The sequence below is a fragment of the Caulobacter sp. Root487D2Y genome, assembly GCF_001427165.1.
Classification (GTDB): domain Bacteria; phylum Pseudomonadota; class Alphaproteobacteria; order Caulobacterales; family Caulobacteraceae; genus Caulobacter.
In genome coordinates, this window is the sequence record NZ_LMFD01000001.1 from 324,227 (window position 1) to 340,611 (window position 16,385).

The 16,385-nt window shown below is 67.7% G+C and carries 15 protein-coding genes; 10 read left to right on the forward strand and 5 right to left on the reverse strand.

All coding sequences use genetic code 11. The features are described from left to right. Positions 1-21: 21 nt before the first annotated feature. From ASD38_RS01535 to ASD38_RS01545, 3 genes are all read left to right on the forward strand, one after another. The gene (locus tag ASD38_RS01535; protein ID WP_056456992.1) at positions 22-951 is read left to right on the forward strand and encodes a Gfo/Idh/MocA family protein; all 930 of its coding nucleotides are present in this window, start codon (positions 22-24) and stop codon (positions 949-951) included. Between the two features lie 56 nt (positions 952-1,007). Continuing rightward, on the forward strand, positions 1,008-1,325 hold the full coding sequence (locus ASD38_RS01540; RefSeq protein WP_056443460.1) for a hypothetical protein: 318 nt from the start codon (positions 1,008-1,010) through the stop codon (positions 1,323-1,325). A 102-nt stretch (positions 1,326-1,427) separates the two neighbouring features. Continuing rightward, on the forward strand, positions 1,428-2,309 hold the full coding sequence (locus tag ASD38_RS01545; protein ID WP_156390520.1) for a DUF6270 domain-containing protein: 882 nt from the start codon (positions 1,428-1,430) through the stop codon (positions 2,307-2,309). Here ASD38_RS01545 and ASD38_RS01550 read toward each other — a convergent pair. From ASD38_RS01550 to ASD38_RS01560, 3 genes are read right to left on the reverse strand one after another with little or no spacing between them, the layout of a single operon-like run. Further along, positions 2,302-3,936: a hypothetical protein gene (locus tag ASD38_RS01550; protein ID WP_156390521.1), complete on the reverse strand. Its 1,635-nt coding sequence runs from the start codon at positions 3,934-3,936 to the stop codon at positions 2,302-2,304. The two genes, ASD38_RS01545 and ASD38_RS01550, sit on opposite strands and share 8 nt — an antisense overlap. A 33-nt stretch (positions 3,937-3,969) precedes the next feature. Then, positions 3,970-4,725 (reverse strand): class I SAM-dependent methyltransferase, encoded by a 756-nt coding sequence (locus ASD38_RS01555; protein WP_056457000.1) that lies wholly within the window; start codon positions 4,723-4,725, stop codon positions 3,970-3,972. After that, positions 4,722-6,119, reverse strand: a complete 1,398-nt coding sequence (locus tag ASD38_RS01560) for a glycosyltransferase (RefSeq protein WP_162250246.1) — start codon at positions 6,117-6,119, stop codon at positions 4,722-4,724. The genes ASD38_RS01555 and ASD38_RS01560 overlap by 4 nt, the downstream gene beginning before the upstream one ends. A gap of 344 nt (positions 6,120-6,463) precedes the next feature. On the opposite strand from ASD38_RS01560, the gene ASD38_RS01565 reads away from it, so the two are divergent. From ASD38_RS01565 to ASD38_RS01575, 3 genes are read left to right on the forward strand one after another with little or no spacing between them, the layout of a single operon-like run. Further along, positions 6,464-7,465: a glycosyltransferase gene (locus ASD38_RS01565; protein ID WP_056443474.1), complete on the forward strand. Its 1,002-nt coding sequence runs from the start codon at positions 6,464-6,466 to the stop codon at positions 7,463-7,465. Positions 7,466-7,489: 24 nt separating this feature from the next. Continuing rightward, positions 7,490-8,410, forward strand: a complete 921-nt coding sequence (locus ASD38_RS01570) for a hypothetical protein (RefSeq protein WP_056443477.1) — start codon at positions 7,490-7,492, stop codon at positions 8,408-8,410. Next, positions 8,407-9,156, forward strand: a complete 750-nt coding sequence (locus ASD38_RS01575) for a hypothetical protein (RefSeq protein WP_056443481.1) — start codon at positions 8,407-8,409, stop codon at positions 9,154-9,156. Before ASD38_RS01570 ends, ASD38_RS01575 begins: the two co-directional genes overlap by 4 nt. A 22-nt stretch (positions 9,157-9,178) precedes the next feature. Here ASD38_RS01575 and ASD38_RS01580 read toward each other — a convergent pair whose 3' ends face one another. Then, the gene (locus ASD38_RS01580; RefSeq protein WP_056443484.1) at positions 9,179-10,228 is read right to left on the reverse strand and encodes a transglutaminase-like domain-containing protein; all 1,050 of its coding nucleotides are present in this window, start codon (positions 10,226-10,228) and stop codon (positions 9,179-9,181) included. 134 nt (positions 10,229-10,362) lie between these two features. Between ASD38_RS01580 and ASD38_RS01585 the strand changes: the two genes are divergently transcribed. Both ASD38_RS01585 and ASD38_RS01590 read left to right on the forward strand, forming a co-directional pair. Then, positions 10,363-12,399 (forward strand): NAD(+) synthase, encoded by a 2,037-nt coding sequence (locus ASD38_RS01585; RefSeq protein ID WP_056457003.1) that lies wholly within the window; start codon positions 10,363-10,365, stop codon positions 12,397-12,399. A 105-nt stretch (positions 12,400-12,504) separates the two neighbouring features. Then, positions 12,505-13,821: a mannose-1-phosphate guanylyltransferase/mannose-6-phosphate isomerase gene (locus tag ASD38_RS01590; RefSeq protein ID WP_056457005.1), complete on the forward strand. Its 1,317-nt coding sequence runs from the start codon at positions 12,505-12,507 to the stop codon at positions 13,819-13,821. Here the strand turns inward: ASD38_RS01590 and ASD38_RS01595 are convergent. Continuing rightward, positions 13,805-14,962, reverse strand: coding sequence for an AGE family epimerase/isomerase (locus ASD38_RS01595; protein ID WP_056457007.1), 1,158 nt, complete (start codon positions 14,960-14,962; stop codon positions 13,805-13,807). The genes ASD38_RS01590 and ASD38_RS01595 overlap by 17 nt on opposite strands. 120 nt (positions 14,963-15,082) lie before the next feature. Between ASD38_RS01595 and ASD38_RS01600 the strand changes: the two genes are divergently transcribed. Further along, a complete protein-coding gene (locus ASD38_RS01600) occupies positions 15,083-15,622 on the forward strand; it encodes a D-glycero-alpha-D-manno-heptose-1,7-bisphosphate 7-phosphatase (protein WP_056457010.1) in 540 nt (179 codons plus the stop codon). A gap of 77 nt (positions 15,623-15,699) precedes the next feature. Next, complete coding sequence (gene fsa / locus ASD38_RS01605; protein WP_056443498.1) at positions 15,700-16,353, forward strand: fructose-6-phosphate aldolase; 654 nt, start codon at positions 15,700-15,702, stop codon at positions 16,351-16,353. The last annotated feature ends 32 nt before the right edge of the window (positions 16,354-16,385 follow it).

Below are 16,385 nucleotides of genomic sequence, written 5' to 3' on the forward strand. Positions count from 1 at the left end.
CGCCTTAAACCGGAAACAGAGATGAAAACGCTTCGCGGCGCCGTCTTCGGCGCGGGCGTCATGGGCGCCTATCATGCTCGCATGCTGCGCCAGGCGGCCGGGGTCGAGCTTGTAGGGGTCGTCGACACGGACGCCGACAAGCGGGCGCAGGTCGCCGGCGCGCTCGGTTGCGGCGGTTTCGCGGACATCGCCGAGGCGTTGGATGCGGGCCTGGATTTCGCGGTCGTGGCGACGCCGAACCATCTGCACGCGCCCCTGGCCGAGCAATTGCTGACCAACGGCGTCCACGTCCTGGTCGAAAAGCCCATCGCCAACACTCCCGAAGAAGCCCGGCGCCTGATCGCGGCGGCGGACGTCGCGGGCCGGCTGCTGATGGTCGGTCACGTCGAGCGCTTCAATCCCGCCGTCCTGGCCGCCAAGGCCGCCTGCGAAGGCGAGCGGGTGGTGTCGGTCTCGATCACCCGGGCGGGTCCGTTCCCGCCGCGCATGGCCGACGTCGGCGTTATCATGGACCTGGCGGTGCACGACGTCGATATCGTCCGCTACATCACGGGGTCGGACATCGCCGAGGTGTCGTGCCAGCACGATCGCGTGCACGGTTCGCGCCAGGACGTGGCGCTGATCCTCGCGCGAACGGAAAGCGGCGCCAGCGCCCAGATCGACTGCAACTGGCTGACGCCGTTCCGGGTTCGCCAGATGAAGATCGCGACGGCGACGAAGTTCATCGTTGCGGATCTGATCACGCGACAGGTCGTTGAGCACTCCGCATTCATGCCCAATGGCGCCTATACGACGCGGCATCTGTTCGTGCGCCAAGCCGAGCCGCTGCAATTGGAGCATGAGGCGTTCCTCGAGGCGATCCGCAACGGCGCGCCCGCGCCGGTCACGGGCTGGGACGGTTTGCGCAATCTGGAGATCGCCCTGTCCTGCATCGGCGGCGAGGCGGCCTGAAAAGGAACGGTGGGTGCGCGGCGGGCGTTGAGTTCCTCACAAGCTTGAGGTTTTTCGTGCTCCAGCAACTCATCAATGTCGCCGCGGACGGAGACGGCTGGCGGGTCAGCCGGCAAGGCGACACGCTGCTCCAGACCAACGACTACGGCGACGCCATGGCGTTCGCGACCAGCCTAGCCGAGCAGTCCGACGGCGGCGCGGGCGTCGTGGTGGAGGGCGCCGGGGGCGAGGTCGAGAGCCAGCAATATGTCGGCCCCGATTCCTTGCCTTGGGGCCAGCCGGAAGCGCAACCGGAACCGCAATCGGCCGAGGCGGATCCGATGGAAACGATCCTTGAGCACGCCATGCCGGTCGAACCGTCGAAAAGCGCCTAGCACCCAGACCGCGCCCCAAGGGGCTATTCTGCTCTGGGATTTTGCGGAAGAATCCGCCATGGCTGTCGACTGAAGGCCGCGAGGCGGGTCAGGGAGCGTTTCATGCGTGTGGCGATACTGGGCAGCTGCGTCACTCGTGACATATTCGGTCTGGTTCCCGAGAAGGGCTGGTCCGTCGAGTGCTACCTCGGACGGCAGTCCATGATCGCCCTGAACACGCCCCCGGTACAGCCGGACTTTTCGGTCGCCCAGGAACCCGCCACCCGCTGGCGCGGCGAGACGGTGGCCCTGAACGCCTCCAAGCGTGTTTTCGAAACGCTCCGCGACACCGATTTCGACTGCCTGGTGGTCGACCTGATCGATGAGCGGTGCGCCTGCGTGGCGACGGCGGACGGGCGGATGATGACCTATTCGCCGGAGCTGCAGGAGATCGCTGAAGGTACGCCGTTCCTGGAGCACAACGGCCTGCGACCGCTGGTGGAGGCGTGGCCCTACATGGACCAGCGGGAAGCCGCGCTCGACGCCTTCGCCGAGGGTCTTCGCAAGGCGTGTCGCGGCAGGCCCCTGGTCCTGCACGAGGCCTATTGGGCGCCGCGCTCGGTGGCCGGTGAGACCAGCGTCAACTACGACGTCAACTGGGTGGCGCGGAACAACGACCTGCTGGCCCTCTGCTATGCGGGGCTCAAGCGCCGCCTGAACTGCTGGGTCGTGTCGGCGCCGCGGGCCGAAACCCTGGGGGACGCCGAACACAAGTGGGGACCCGCGCCGTACCACTACCAGCAGTCCTACTACGAGCATATCCAGGCCCAGCTGGACGCCCTGCCCGTGTACGGCTTCGCGCCCGGTTCAGCGGCCAGCCTGGAGTCAGCGGCCAGCCTAAGCGCGCTGCTGGACAGGCCGTTGGACGCCGAGACCGTCGCGATCGACGTGCAGCCCGAGGATCACTTCACACTGCACGGGCTCGAAATCCCGAAATTCAACTAGCGGGCGGGACGTCGCTGGCGAAGGCGCTGGCGATCGAGTCGAAGATCGGGTGGCGGGAAATCAGGCCTAGGTCAATGACCAGGGCGCGGAGGGCCATCCCTTGCGGCGTACCTGTTTCCGGATAGGCCAGCGAGAAGATCGGCGTTTCGCCAGGCCGGCGCGTCTCCGGAAGATAGCGGGCGGCCGTGGCCAGGCAGGCGCGGAGCACTGGCTCGGCCGCCCTGTCGTCGGTGCACTGGACATAACGATAGACCGCCAGGGTCGCGAGCAGATGGCCGTGGAGGCTTTGCAGGGGCTTGCCGTGGATCGGGGGCATGTCCTCCAGCCAGAGATAGCCGCCCGCGTCCCGCCGCACGAGGTCCTCGTCACCCGCGATCAGCGGCGTGATCAGTTCGCGCGCCAGCGCGCGATACGGTTCCGGCATGGCCTTGGCCTGGGCGAGCTGCAGGACGCCCAGCGCGGCCTCGGCCTGGGCGGACGCGCTGGCCCAGCCCGCGGGGATCGTCGCGCCGAGCAGGGAGTGATCGTAATCGAGCCGGATCTTCCGGCCGCCGACCGCGGCGGGGTCCGAATTTCGGGTGATATCCGCGACCAAGGCGTCGAGCGTGGCCTTGTACGGGGCCGCGCCGTTGATGTTGATGAGGTCGGCCAGGACGGCGCAATTGATCGCCAAGGCGTGGGTGCTGAATATGGTCTGGCCCACTTCCGCGCCGGGCGCGAACACGGGATAGGGCGGGCGCCCGTCCTTCGAGGGCTTCCATCCCCGATGCGCGTGGGAGAGATCGACCGCCCGCAGGATGTCGACGCCGAAGTCGAGCTGCTGGTCCATCACCTTCACGGCTTGGCCGCCGATCTGCTCGATCTTCAGGTGCTGGACGGCGGGGATGACTTGAAGCGCCTCGATCCGGCGCAGGCCGCCCTGCAGTGCTTGCCGCGCCGCGCGGCTCTCGACCAGGCTCGCCTGGCGCGCGACGTCATCCTGGTCCAGGCGGTTCAGCACGGCCTTCCGATCGTCGTCGATCCGGTCCCGCAGGGCGTCCAACCGAGTCAGGAAATTCTCGTGATTCGCCGCGCGCGCCGAGTCCAGCGCGTCTACTCGCGCCAGGACGGCCGCCCGGTCCTCGCCGCCGCGCAAATCCTGGGCCGCCAACCGGGTCAGCAGCTCGTCATGGGCGCCGCGCCAGGCCGTTTCGTCGCCACGTAGGGTTTCGATCAATCCCGCCAGCCCGGCGCGCGTCGCCGTGTCCCGCTCCGCGGCGGCCTCGAGGCCCGCCCGCAGCTCGTCGGCTCGCGCGAGAGGCTCCAGACCCGCCCGCAGATCGTCGGCTCGCACGAGAGGCTCCAGACCCGCCCGCAGATCGTCGCTCGCGGCGCGCCAAGACGCCTCCAGCCGATCCAGCCGCTCGAGCATCTCCGCGCGATCGCTTTCCGCGCGCCGGCCTTCGGCCCTGAAGCGCTCGGCGAGCAGGTCCTGGTTTTCACGAAAGGCCGCTTGCCGGTCGGACGCTTCGCGAACTCGCGCCCGCCGTCGTTCGATCAGCGAGAAGGTCTGTAAGGCCAGGATCGCGCCGCAGAGGCAGAGGCACAGGCCGGTCACGGTAAGCAAAGGCGTCACATCAGCGTCCATCTTCCGGCCTGCCGCAGCGAAGCGTGCGTCAGGCTAACGCAATCTCAAGCGCGCATAACAGTGCGTGCCCGTACTGTCTTGCTTGATTTCCTCCAGATCAAACGCTGCGTCCCGCGCAAGCGTCGCGATTTGAGATTCGGTGAAGGAATAGCCGCAGGTGGGCGCGGCGTGATCGAAGGGCGCATCGTGGTCGTGGATGGTACCGGCGATCGAGCCCGGCCGTATCGTGCAGAAGTCCACGACGGCCAGGCTGCCGGGGCGCAGGAGCTCCCGACCGCGAAGCAGCGCCCCAAGAGCGTGGGCGCGGTTCAAGTGGAAGAAGGTGTTGCGCGTGAACAGGGTGTCGAACGTGCCCCTCAGGTCGCGGAACACGGCTTGGTCGGAGATATGGGCGTAGCGCATGCGGGGACCGCGGGCCGACCGCGCGACGCACAGCGAAAGGCGCGAGACGTCGACGCCCAGATAGCGCGAGGTCCATGGCGCGACCTGCCGGCCGAGCCAGCCGTAGCCGCAGCCCAGTTCGACAACGCGGCGGCCCTTGATCGCGGAGCCGGGCAGGAACAGGCCGCAGGGCGCCGCGCTCTTGGTCGGCCCGTGAACCGCCAGGGCCGTCGCGTACACCTCGGCGCTTGAGGCCTTGTGAAGCCCTTGCAGGGGCGCGCGCGTCCACTCCGCGGCGGGGCGCAGCGGATCTTCGAGGGAGCTCGCGAAGACCTCGGCCCACGCGCGGTCCCACGCGCTGCCCGCGAGGCTCATGTCCGCGACGGAGGCGGCGACGGGCTTGGTCATTGGGCCGCTTCCTCGACGAGCGAAATCTCGCCGGCGGCCGGCAGGCGAGGGTGAACAGGCGGGCCGCGCAATCTTTCGTCCCGGGACGAGGCGATCACGCCGTCGTAGATCCGCAGGAGTTTCTCCGCCTCCACCGGCCATTCCCAACCCGGGCCCTTGGCCATGAGGTTGCGGCGCGATTGGCCGACGATGTCGGTCGCTGGGTCGAACATCTCGTTGATCGCCGCGGCCATCCCCTTGGGGTCGGTCAGGTTGCGCACGAGCCCGAAGCCCTCGCCCTCGACGACTTGGCGCAAATAGACCAGGTCGTTGGCCAGGACCGGCAACCGGGCGGCGATGAACTCGTAGAGCTTGTTGGGCGAGCAGAACTTATGGTTGAAGTCGATCGGCTGGTACGGGATGATCCCGACGTCGGCCGACGCGCTCCATTCGAGCAGTTCGGTCCAGGGCACGGCTTCCAGGGTGTGGACCCGGGCTGAACCGCCGGTGCGTTTGGCGATGTCCCTGAAATAGTCGTGGTCGCCATAGCCGATCATGACCAGGTGCACGTCGTGGCGGACATCCGCCATGGCCGCGACCAACTCGGCCAGACCGCGCCCATCCTTCGAGAACCAGCCCTGATAGCAGAGGATCCGGACAGTGGGGGGCAGACCGAGACGTTCGTGAAAGCGCCGTGGCCGGGGGTTGGCTTCCAGGGCCGGCGTGCGTTCGGTGGCGTTGGTGATCACGTTGAACGGCTTGCAGCCGTAGCGTTTCTCCATGAACTCGCCGCAGAACGGGTTGACCGTGATCAGCGCGTCGCAGTGCTTGACCAGCGTCCGTTCCCGAATGACCAGGAACTCCTGTTCGGCCGGGGTGAGGGTCGAGATTTCCGGATAGACCTCGTGGGCGTCGTAGATCAGCGGCACGCCCAGCTTGCGGGCCGCGGTCACGCCGGCGAACAACTGCGGAAGATCGTGAGCGTGGATGAGATCGGGGTCGTAGTAGATCGCCCGATCGATCAGCGCCTGGTCCCAGGCGTGGGGCTTCATGGGCTGGGCCAGGAACGAGACCTGGCCCACCTTGGGCGTATTGCGCAGGGCGCGGACGAAGCGGACGGTCTGGGCGGCGGCCCCGATCGCCATGATGGCCATCAGCCTCGCGCCGATCGCGGCCCGCCGGTGCAAAGGCGTCCAGGAGTCGAAGGTCCGGGTCGCGTCGCGGCGGACATAGGCTTCCGGCGCCGAACGCACCATCGAAACCCACAGATAGGTCTTGCCGAGAAACGCCTTGCTCCGCCGAAGCGGCTTCCAGGCGCTGGCGGGCGCTCGTTTCTTGACGAAGCGCTTGATCTCCCGGGCCATGCCGAAGGCGAAGTCCCGGAAGGCCGGCTTTGCCAGCCTGTAGGGGTTCAACTTGACGTATTCGACCTTGAGTTCGTTAATCCTCGCGCCGTCCGGCAAACCGTCTATGTGACGGGCCAGAAGGATTATCTCGTGCCCTTTGGCGATAAGAGAGTCGGCCTCGAGAAGAATACGGCGATCTATCGAGCTGGAATCGTCCGTCAGCATGACGATGCGCATGGATAACGATGTCCTGCGAGCTTTAAAGTGGCAATCGATGTCGCATCATCACTTACCGGGCGCAACCCCGAGTTCCAATACGGTTGATCGTTTGGCTTCAATCGAGCTAGATGCGGCCGACAGGCTGACATACGCGCCATACACAGATAACGAGCTGAATCGCCAATGGCCTCGCAATGAAGAAACAGCCTAGGGTTTACCACGGTCCGTTCAATATCGCCGGGATCCCCGGGATTCTGGCCAAGACCGAGCGCGAAGCGGGATACGGTTCAAAGGCGGTCTGCTTTCCGGCCGGCGTCTACCAGCGGGACGTTGACCAGACCATCACCGGGTTCACCGCCGACAACGCCGTCGCCGCGCTGATCGACTACGACGTCTTCAACTTCCATTTCGGTTATTCGCTTTGGGGTGACGGCCTGGAGGACATCCCGGCCCTGAGACTGGCCGGCAAGAAGGTCGTCATGCACTTCCACGGATGCGACATCCGTGATTCCAAGGTCGCCCAGCAGAAATACGCCATCAACCCGTGCCAGGCTTGCTGGCCGATGGCGTGCAACCGCAATCGCGCCCATGCCCGCGAGGTGGCCCAGAGCCTCGGACGGCGCGTGGTGGTCTATACCCCCGACATCCATGAGTTCGTGCCCAACGCGACCTTCCTGCCCCAACCGGTTGATCTCGAAGCGCTGGACGCGGCGAAGCTTCGCTTCGAGGTTCACGATCGCGACCCGAAGGTCGTCCGCATCGTCCACGCGCCGTCCGCTGTTGATCTGAAGGGCTCGGTCTATCTGCAGCAGGCCTGCGCCCAACTGAAAGCTCGAGGCGTGAACGTCGAACTGCGACTGATGACCCAAAGAACCCACGAGGAAGTGCTGGAGGAGGTCGCCAACGCGGATCTGGTGGTCGACCAGCTCCTGGCCGGCGCCTACGGGGTGTTCGCGGTCGAGGCCATGGCGCTCGGTGTGCCGACCATTGGCTACATACGCGACGATCTCCGATCGCTGTATGGCGACGACCTGCCCGTGATCAGCGCGACGCCGCAGGATATCGGGAACGTCATCCTTCAAACGATCGAACGCTCCGACGGCTGGGCCGACATCGGTGCGCGCAACCGCCGCTACGTCGAGGCCCGCCATGAACGCCGCGTCGTTTCGCGTCGACTGATCGAGCTCTATGAGTAGCGGCAAAGCCAGGAGGAAAGGCGCATGAAAGTTCACGCCTCGAATATCGCGACCTTGCTTGGCGCCGAGCTGGTGGGGGAGGATCGGCCGATCAAGGGCCCCTGTACGCTGGATCGTCCCCTGCCCGACCATCTGGGCTTCATCAACCGCGACTCGGCCGCCCTGTTCGAGCGCGTGGCCGGCCACACCCAGACACTGTTCCTAATCCCGTCCGCCGCGGACGTCACGTTCGCGCCGCCGCATATCCGCATGCCCAACCCCCGCGGCGCCTTCGCCCGGGCGACGAGCCTGTTCGTCTTCAAGCCCGAAGCGGGGATTTCACCGACCGCGTACGTTCACCCCACCGCGACGATCGATCCCACGGCCTCGATCGGTCCCGGCGCGGCCGTCGGCGCCTTCAGCATCGTGGGAGCCGACACCGAGGTACGAGCCAACGCCGTGATTGGTCCCAGGGTCCGGATCGGTCGCGGCTGCCTGATCAAAAGCGGCGCCGTGGTCGGCGACGAGGGCTTCGGCGTCGACACCGACGAGAACGGCAACAACATCAGGCTTCCGCACCTAGGCGGCGTGGTGCTGGGCGATTTCGTGGAAGTGGGCGGCCAGACCACGGTCTGCGCCGGAACTATCGAGCCCACCGTCGTGGGCGACTACTGCAAGTTTGATGACCATGTGCACGTGGCGCACAACGTGGTCATGGGCAAGAACTGCATCCTCACGGCGCACGCCGAGCTGAGCGGCAGCGTCAAGCTTGGCGCGGGCGTCTGGCTGTCGCCCAACGTCTCGATCGCCGAGGGGATCAAGATCGGCGACGACACGATGCTTGGCATCGGCGCGGTGGCCATTCGCGACCTCGAGCCCAACAGCATCTATGTCGGCTCGCCCGCGCGGCGGATCCGGGCCCGATATGAAAACCCGCCCAACGCCCAGAAGCAGGACGTCCCATGATCTCGTTCTCCGCTGACGGCTACGCCGCCGTTCTCCGCGCCGGGCTCGACGCCGGCTACGTCTATTCGCCCGTCGGCGAGTCGCTGTCGCGGACGGGCAAGACTATCGCGCTGCGGCACGACGTCGACTTCGACCTCGATTACGCGCGCCGCATGGGGGAGATCGAGGCCGGCCTCGGTGTCAGGTCCACCTATTTCGTCCTGATGGGCTGCGACTTCTACGCCGCGACCGACGCCCAAGGGCGCGCCGCGATCAACGCCATCGTCGACATGGGCCACGAGGTTGGCCTGCACTGGGACTCGTCCTACATCGCTGACGCCGAGGCGGCCGTGGACCGGGTCCGCCGCGAACGCGACCTCCTTTCGGCGATCGCCGGAAAACCAGTCGTCAGCGCGTCGCAGCACGTGCCGACTGACTCCGCCTATTTCGACATCGAAAGCCTGTTCGAAGTCGAAGCCTATTCCGCCGCGATGCGGGAACGGTTCACCTATGTCGCGGACAGCTCGATGCGCTGGCGGGCCAAGACGCCGCTGGACCTGTTCGCAGAGGGCGGCGATGTGCAGTTCAACGCCCACCCGGTCTGGTGGATCGCGGAGGGCGAAACCGCCGACGACAAGCTGCGGAGCCTGAGGCAGGTCCAAGCCGAGCGGAAGAGCGCGGAGTACGAGCGCTTTATCGGCTACATGAACCACGTCCTGGCCAACCGCGACGCTTACGACCGCAAGTTCGCGGAGGCGCGGGCCTGATGGACGGCCCGTCCTTTCGGGGTCAGGGTCGCAGGATCCGATAGTTCTCGGCGAAGACGGCCTTCGGGTCGTGGTGGAGCAGGTCGCTGGGGCCATAGAGATCGATCGCGATCGCGAGGAAGGCGATCAGGGCGTCGAGGGGCGCGCGATGCGCCTGCTCGCTGGCCAGCGACAAGACGGGCCAGGCGAAGACCTCGACCGGCTCGACCAGCGCCTCGGCATAGGCGCGCGTGTAGAGCGTGTTGATGCTCGGATCCAGCGTGAAGGTCCGGCCCTCGACGGTGATCTCGTTGAAGACATGGTCGCGCTTGATGCTGACGGCGCGGTTCTCGACGCCGAGCGCGTCGAGAACCGCGGCCAGGATGCAGCTGAAGTCCAGGCAGCATCCGATGCGGCTGGCCAGGTAGTCACGAGGCTTGACGATCGGGCCTTCGCTCTCGTTCAGCACGCAGCCCGAGCGGTTCGAATCCTGGTGGCCGAAAATGTACAGCCCAGAGACGACGTTCATGGCGTGGACGGCCAGCAGCACTCGCTCGGAGTCCAGCCCCGTGGCGGCGCGCAGCGCCGTGGAGCGGGCGGGATAGGTATCCTTGATCGCGTCGGCCAAGGCCTGGATCGAGCCGAGCGCCTTGATGTCGGTGGGCGACCAGTTGCAAGCCGGATCGACGATGTGCCGCCGCCGCACCCGCGCGGCGGTCTGATTGCAGAGCTGGCCGAACCGCCCGATGTCGATCGCCGTCGCCTGCGCCACGAAATGGGCGCTGATCTCTTCGCCGGCGCGAAGGTCCAGATGAAGGCTGTAGGTTCCGGCCGCGGCCAGATCGATATCGATCCTCGGCTCTGTCGACCAGTCGGACACGATGGTCCAGTCGTACGACGCGCCTTGGGGGCCCTCGGCGTCGAAGCGAAGCTGGACCCGACGTTCGACGCCTCGCGGCAACTGGACGCGATAGCGCTGTGACGTCACGCCGGTGATGGCCTTGAGCCCCTGGAAGACGACCCGGCCGGCTCCCGCCGGAGCGTCGAACGCGATCCCATCGAGCGTTTCGGAGGGCGAAGCAGGCTGTTGCATGAAGGTCTTGTCGGACTGTGTGACTCGGATGCCGCGAGTGTAGCGTCGCCCCGCCGCCCGCGTCGCGGTGTTCCTTGCTCTCCCCGGGCAAGACCGATAGGGCAGAGTCTCTAGACACAGAGGAAGGCCAGCGCTTGAGCAAGCCGTCGTTCTTCTCGCCCTATCGTCACGGCTTCGTCCGGGTCGCCACGGCGGTTCCGAAGGTCAAGCTGGCCGATCCGGCGGCCAACGCCGCCAGCGCGCTGGCCCTGGTGCGCGAGGCCCACGAGGCCGGCGTCGCGGTGCTGGTGCTGCCCGAGCTGGGCCTGACCGGCTACACGATCGACGATCTGCTGCAGCAGGACGCCCTGCTCGACGCGGTCGAGACCGCGATCGCCGCCCTGGCCCAGAAGAGCAAGACCCTGGCGCCGCTGTTCGTGGTCGGCGCGCCGCTGCGCGACAACGGCCGGCTCTACAATACGGCGGTCGCCATCCAGGGCGGCCGGGTGCGGGCGGTGATCCCGAAAAGCTTCCTGCCCAACTATCGCGAGTTCTACGAGCGCCGCTGGTTCACGCCGGGCGCGGGCGTGGTCGGCCGCACCCTGGACCTGGCCGGCCAGGCCGTGCCGTTCGGAACCGACATCCTGCTGCGCAATCTGGGCGAGGTCGCCTTCACGGTCGGGGTCGAGATCTGCGAGGACGTCTGGACCCCGACCCCGCCCAGCACCGCCCAGGCCATGGCCGGGGCCGAGATCCTGCTGAACCTGTCGGCCAGCAACATCACCATCGGCAAGTCCGAGACCCGCCGCCTGCTGTGCGCGAGCCAGTCGGCCCGGGCGGTGGCCGCTTATGTCTATTCGGCCGCCGGAGCGGGCGAGAGCTCGACCGACCTGGCCTGGGACGGTCATGTCGACATCCACGAGATGGGGAACCTGCTGGCCCAGAGCCCGCGGTTCTCGACCGGACCGGTGATGGCCGTGGCCGACGTCGACGTGGCGCGGCTGCGCCAGGAGCGCATGCGGGTCGGCAGCTTCGGCGACGCCATGGCGCTGAACCCGCCGCAAGCGCCGTTCCGGATCGTTTCGCTGGACTTCACGCCGCCGGCCGGCGACCTGGTCCTGGTCCGGCCGATCGAGCGCTTCCCGTTCACCCCGTCCGACCCCGCCAAGCTGGCCGAGAACTGCTACGAGGCCTACAACATCCAGGTCCAGGGCCTGGCGCGCCGCGTCGAGGCCACCGGTTCGAAAAGCCTGGTGATCGGGGTCTCCGGCGGCCTGGATTCGACCCACGCCCTGATCGTCGCGGCCAAGGCCATGGACCAGCTGGGCCGGCCGCGTTCCGACATCCGCGCCTACACCCTGCCGGGCTTCGCGACCTCCGAAGGCACCAAGTCGAACGCCTGGAAGCTGATGACCGCCATGGGCGTCACCGCCGAGGAGCTCGACATCCGCCCGGCCGCCAAGCAGATGCTGGCCGACCTCGGCCACCCGTTCGCCAAGGGCGAGCCGGTTTATGACGTGACCTTCGAGAACGTCCAGGCGGGCTTGCGCACCGACTATCTGTTCCGCCTGGCCAACCACCACCGGGGCATGGTGGTGGGCACCGGCGACCTGTCGGAACTGGCGCTCGGCTGGTGCACCTACGGGGTCGGCGACCAGATGAGCCACTACAATCCCAATTCCGGCGTGCCCAAGACCCTGATCCAGCACCTGATCCGCTTCGTGGCGGCCTCGGGCGACGTCGACGAAGCCACTGGCGACCTGCTGGAGGACATCCTGGCCACCGAGATCTCGCCGGAGCTGGTGCCTGGCGAAGCGGTCCAGGCCACCGAGAGCTTCGTGGGCCCCTACGCCTTGCAGGACTTCAACCTCTACTATCTGACCCGCTACGGCATGGCGCCGTCGAAGATCGCCTTCCTGGCCTGGACCGCCTGGCGTGACGCCGCCGCCGGCGCCTGGCCGGTCGGCATCCCCGAAGCGGCCAGGCGCGCCTACGACCTGCCGGAGATCAAGCGCTGGCTGGAGCTGTTCCTGACGCGGTTCTTCGCCAATCAGTTCAAGCGCTCGGCCATGCCCAACGGCCCGAAGATCTCGTCCGGCGGCGCCCTGTCGCCGCGCGGCGACTGGCGCATGCCTTCGGACGCGACGGCTGACGCCTGGCTGGCGGAGTTGCACGCCGGAACGCCAGTTTGAGATTTTTCCCGGTTGCCGAGAGCGGCGTTATGAGTCCGTAGCGCGCCCATGCTACGAGCGATTCCGGGGACGAGGGCGTCGCCGCGATGTCTAGGGAAATTTGTTTTGAGCGCGATCTACCCCGTGATCCTGTGCGGCGGCTCCGGCACCCGTCTTTGGCCGGCTTCGCGTCCGGACCGTCCCAAGCAATTTCTCAAGCTTCTGGGACCCCATTCAAGTTTTCAGGAAACGCTCCTGCGCGTGCGCGACCTGTCCGAGGGGCGCGAGGTGGTCATCGTCACCGGCGCCGCCATGGCCGACTTCGTGCGCCGCCAGGCGGCCGAGATCGAGACCCCGGTTGCGGTGCTGATCGAGCCGGAGGCGCGCGACTCCGCGCCCGCCGTGGCCGCGGCCGCCGCCTATGTCGAGGCCCGCGATCCGGAAGGCGTGGTCCTGATGCTGGCCGCCGACCACCATGTCGGCGAGCCCGAAGTGTTCCGCGACGCCGCGCGTCTGGCGTGCAAGGCCGCCAGCGAGGGGCTGATCGTCACGTTCGGCGTGCGCCCGACCGGACCGGCCACGGGCTTTGGCTACATCCGTCCTGGCGCCCCGGCGGGCGAGGGGGTCTTCACGGTCGCCGCCTTTGTCGAGAAGCCCGACCTAGCCACCGCCGAGCGCTACGTCGCCGACGGCTATCTCTGGAACAGCGGCAACTTCGCCTTTCGCGCCTCGGTGTTGCTGGGCGAGTTGGAGCGTTTCGAGCCGACGATCGCCGAAGGCGCGCGCGCGGCCCTGGCCTCGGCCGTCTCGGACGGCGACGTCCTGCGTCTGGATCCCGAGGGTTTCGGCCGGGCCAAGAAAATCTCGCTCGACTACGCGGTGATGGAGCGCACCGACAAGGCCGCCGTGGCGCCCGCCGCTTTCAGCTGGTCGGATCTGGGCGCCTGGGACGCGATCTGGGGCGCCTCGCCTCAGGACGGCTTCGGCAACGCTGCCCACGGCGATGTGACCTTGGTCGAGACCCGCGGCGTTTTGGCCCGGTCCACCGGTCCGTTCGTCGGGGTGATCGGCGTCGCGGACCTGATGATCGTGGCCGAGCCGGACGCGGTGCTGGTGTGCCGTCGCGACGACGCCCAGTCGGTCAAGCTCTTGGTCGACGGCCTCAAGGCCAAGGGCCGGGACCTGGCGCACCGTCACCCGGTGACCGTCAACGGCGGCGTCGAGCGTCAGCCCGTCGCCCAGACCGGACAGGCCGGCGTCGAGATTTGGCGTTTGGAGCCCGGCGCGACGGCCGCCTTGCCGATCGCCAGCATCCAGGTCCTGAGCGGCGCCTTGCTGGGCGACGGCCGCGCCTGGGCCGCCGGCGACCACCTCGCGCTCGACGCTCAGACGGCGGTCACGGCCAGCACTTCGGCCACGCTCCTGGTCACGACCTGGCGCTGACGGCCCGGTCCAGCTCCAGGATCGCGCAGACGATGTGGTAGAACGAGCTGGCCGGCGCGGCTTCTTCGACGAAGGTCCCGTCCGCCCGCAGCTTGTCGCGCCACAGACCCTTCACCGGCACGTCGAAATATTTGATCAGCCCTTCGGCGCCCTCGGCGGCGGTGGTCCACCAGCGCGGATCGCCGTCGACCTGGGCGGCCAGCACGCCGGCCTTGATCCGCTCGGTCTGGGCCCAGAGGCGGGCGATGTCATCGTGCACGCTCATGTCGTCCAGCAGGGCGAAGATCGCCACGCCGCGGGCCGGGTCGACCCCGGGACCGTCGCCGATCGCGATCATCCGCAGGGCGGCGGCGATGGCGTCGTCGCGACCGGCCAGCTTGCCCCAGCGCAGCAGCAGCCAGGCCCATTCGAACTGGTGGCCGGGCTCGACGATCCGGCCGTCCACGCCCGGCGCGGGGTTCCAGTCGCCGTCGTAATACTCGCGCAGGCCGCCGCTCTTGGGATCGATGAACTTGGCCAGCGCCAGCTCGGCGATCTCATCGGCCATGGCCCGCCATTGGCTGTCGCCGCCCGCGTCGATCCAGGCCAGGCTGGCCTCGAACAGGTGCATGTGCGGATTGGACAGCAGGGGCAGGGTGCGCGGGACGCTTTCCTCGAAGCCGGCCGTCGGATGCTTGAGCTTGGCGTAGAGCGCCTGGCGCAAGGCGACGGCCAGGGCCGGCAGGTCGGCGCGCTCGGGCAGCACCGAACTGGCCATGGCCAGGCCGAACAGCCCGAAGGCCTGGTCGTAGAGGTCGACCTTGTCGTCCAGGGGCGAGCCGTCGCTGGCCACCAGGGTGCGCATGAAGCCGTCGGGACGGCGGTACTTGCTCAGATAGAAGTCCAGCCCGTGCTCCAGGGCCTGCTTCCAGGGGCCCTCCCAGCCCAGCAGTCCGGCCACGGCGTAGGAATAGATCTGCCGCGGCTGCACCCGCGCCCGGCGCGGGGCCTCGACCGGCGTCCCGTCCAGGGCGATCTTCTCGAAGAAGCCGCCCTGGACCTTGTCGGCGCCGACGTCCCACCAGACCGGAAAGGCGTGCTCCAGGGCCCAGGCCTTGAGGTCGTCTCGCAGGCGGACAAGGCGGGCGAAGTCGTCGGTCATCTGCGGTCCTTGGATGGCTTCCGGAACGTCAGGCCGTTCTAGGCTGTCGCGACTGGGTTCGCCAACCCCAGGAGGGCTCGCCCGTCTTGTCGCGCCGCGAGGCCTGGCGTAAGCGGGGGCATGTCTAAAAAAGCGCCGCTGAAAGCCGTCTTCTTCGACCGCGACGGGGTGCTGAACCTCGACCACGGCTATGTCTGCGAGCCCGATCGGCTGGACTGGATCGACGGCGCCCGTGAGGCGGTCGCGGCGTTGAACGCGGCGGGCGTGAAGGTGCTGGTCGTCACCAACCAGTCGGGCGTGGCGCGCGGCTACTTCACCGAGGCCCAGGTCGACGTGTTTCATGCCGCCTTGCAGGCGGGTCTGGCTCCATTCGGCGGCCGGATCGACGCCTTCTATGTCGCGCCTCACCACCAGGACGCCGTCGAGGACCGCTATCGCCATGCCGACCACCCCGACCGCAAGCCCAATCCCGGCATGATCCTGCGCGGTCTGGCCGACTGGTCGCTGGCGCCGGAGGAGACGGTGCTGGTCGGCGACAAGGGCTCGGACGTCGAGGCGGCGCGGCGGGCGGGGGTCGTGGGGCTGCGGTTCCGGGGCGGCGACCTGCTGGCCTTCCTGCGCGAAAGCCTCGGCGAGCGGCTTCCGTCGATCGGTTCCTAGAGGCTTTCCCGGCTTGGCGCGGGGCCCCAGGGCGGATAAACGAGCCTGAAACCTCAGAAAACATAAAGCGCAGACCCATGCAGATCTTCCTCGACAGCACCGACACCAAGGTCATCGCCGACCTGGCCTCCACCGGCCTGGTGGACGGAGTGACCACCAACCCGACCCTGATCGCCAAGGCGGGCCGTCCGATGCTCGAGGTGATCGCCGAGATCTGCGACCTGGTGCCCGGTCCGATCAGCGCCGAGGTCGCCGCCACCACCCACGAGGCGATGATCGCCGAGGGCAAGAAGCTGGCCGCCATCGCTCCCAACGTGGTCGTGAAGATCCCGCTGACCCGCGACGGTCTGATCGCCTGCGCCGCCTTCGCCGGCGAGGGCATCTCGACCAATGTCACCCTGTGCTTCTCGCCGACCCAGGCCTTGCTGGCCGCCAAGGCCGGCGCGACCTACATCTCGCCGTTCATCGGCCGCCTGGACGACTACGGCTTCGACGGCATGGACCTGATCCGCGACATCCGCGCGATCTACGACAACTACGGCTACGAGACCGAGATCCTGGCCGCCTCGGTGCGCAACGTCGCCCACGTCAAGGACGCGGCCATCGTCGGCGCCGACGTGGTGACCATCCCGCCGGCCGTGTTCGGCGACCTGTTCAAGCACCCGCTGACCGACAAGGGGCTGGAGCAGTTCCTGAAGGATTGGGCGGGAACGGGTCAGTCCATCCTCTAGAGCGGCGTCAAACGCCTCGATCCTGAACGGTC

Excerpts from the sequence above, each read along its gene's own strand:
- ASD38_RS01565 (WP_056443474.1), top strand. The coding sequence starts at position 6,464 with ATGAAGAAACAGCCTAGGGTTTACCACGGTCCGTTCAATATCGCCGGG.
- fsa (WP_056443498.1), top strand. The coding sequence starts at position 15,700 with ATGCAGATCTTCCTCGACAGCACCGACACCAAGGTCATCGCCGACCTG.
- ASD38_RS01570 (WP_056443477.1), top strand. The coding sequence starts at position 7,490 with ATGAAAGTTCACGCCTCGAATATCGCGACCTTGCTTGGCGCCGAGCTG.
- ASD38_RS01600 (WP_056457010.1), top strand. The coding sequence starts at position 15,083 with ATGTCTAAAAAAGCGCCGCTGAAAGCCGTCTTCTTCGACCGCGACGGG.
- ASD38_RS01555 (WP_056457000.1), bottom strand. The coding sequence starts at position 4,725 with ATGACCAAGCCCGTCGCCGCCTCCGTCGCGGACATGAGCCTCGCGGGC.
- ASD38_RS01550 (WP_156390521.1), bottom strand. The coding sequence starts at position 3,936 with ATGGACGCTGATGTGACGCCTTTGCTTACCGTGACCGGCCTGTGCCTC.
- ASD38_RS01575 (WP_056443481.1), top strand. The coding sequence starts at position 8,407 with ATGATCTCGTTCTCCGCTGACGGCTACGCCGCCGTTCTCCGCGCCGGG.
- ASD38_RS01595 (WP_056457007.1), bottom strand. The coding sequence starts at position 14,962 with ATGACCGACGACTTCGCCCGCCTTGTCCGCCTGCGAGACGACCTCAAG.
- ASD38_RS01545 (WP_156390520.1), top strand. The coding sequence starts at position 1,428 with ATGCGTGTGGCGATACTGGGCAGCTGCGTCACTCGTGACATATTCGGT.
- ASD38_RS01580 (WP_056443484.1), bottom strand. The coding sequence starts at position 10,228 with ATGCAACAGCCTGCTTCGCCCTCCGAAACGCTCGATGGGATCGCGTTC.
- ASD38_RS01535 (WP_056456992.1), top strand. The coding sequence starts at position 22 with ATGAAAACGCTTCGCGGCGCCGTCTTCGGCGCGGGCGTCATGGGCGCC.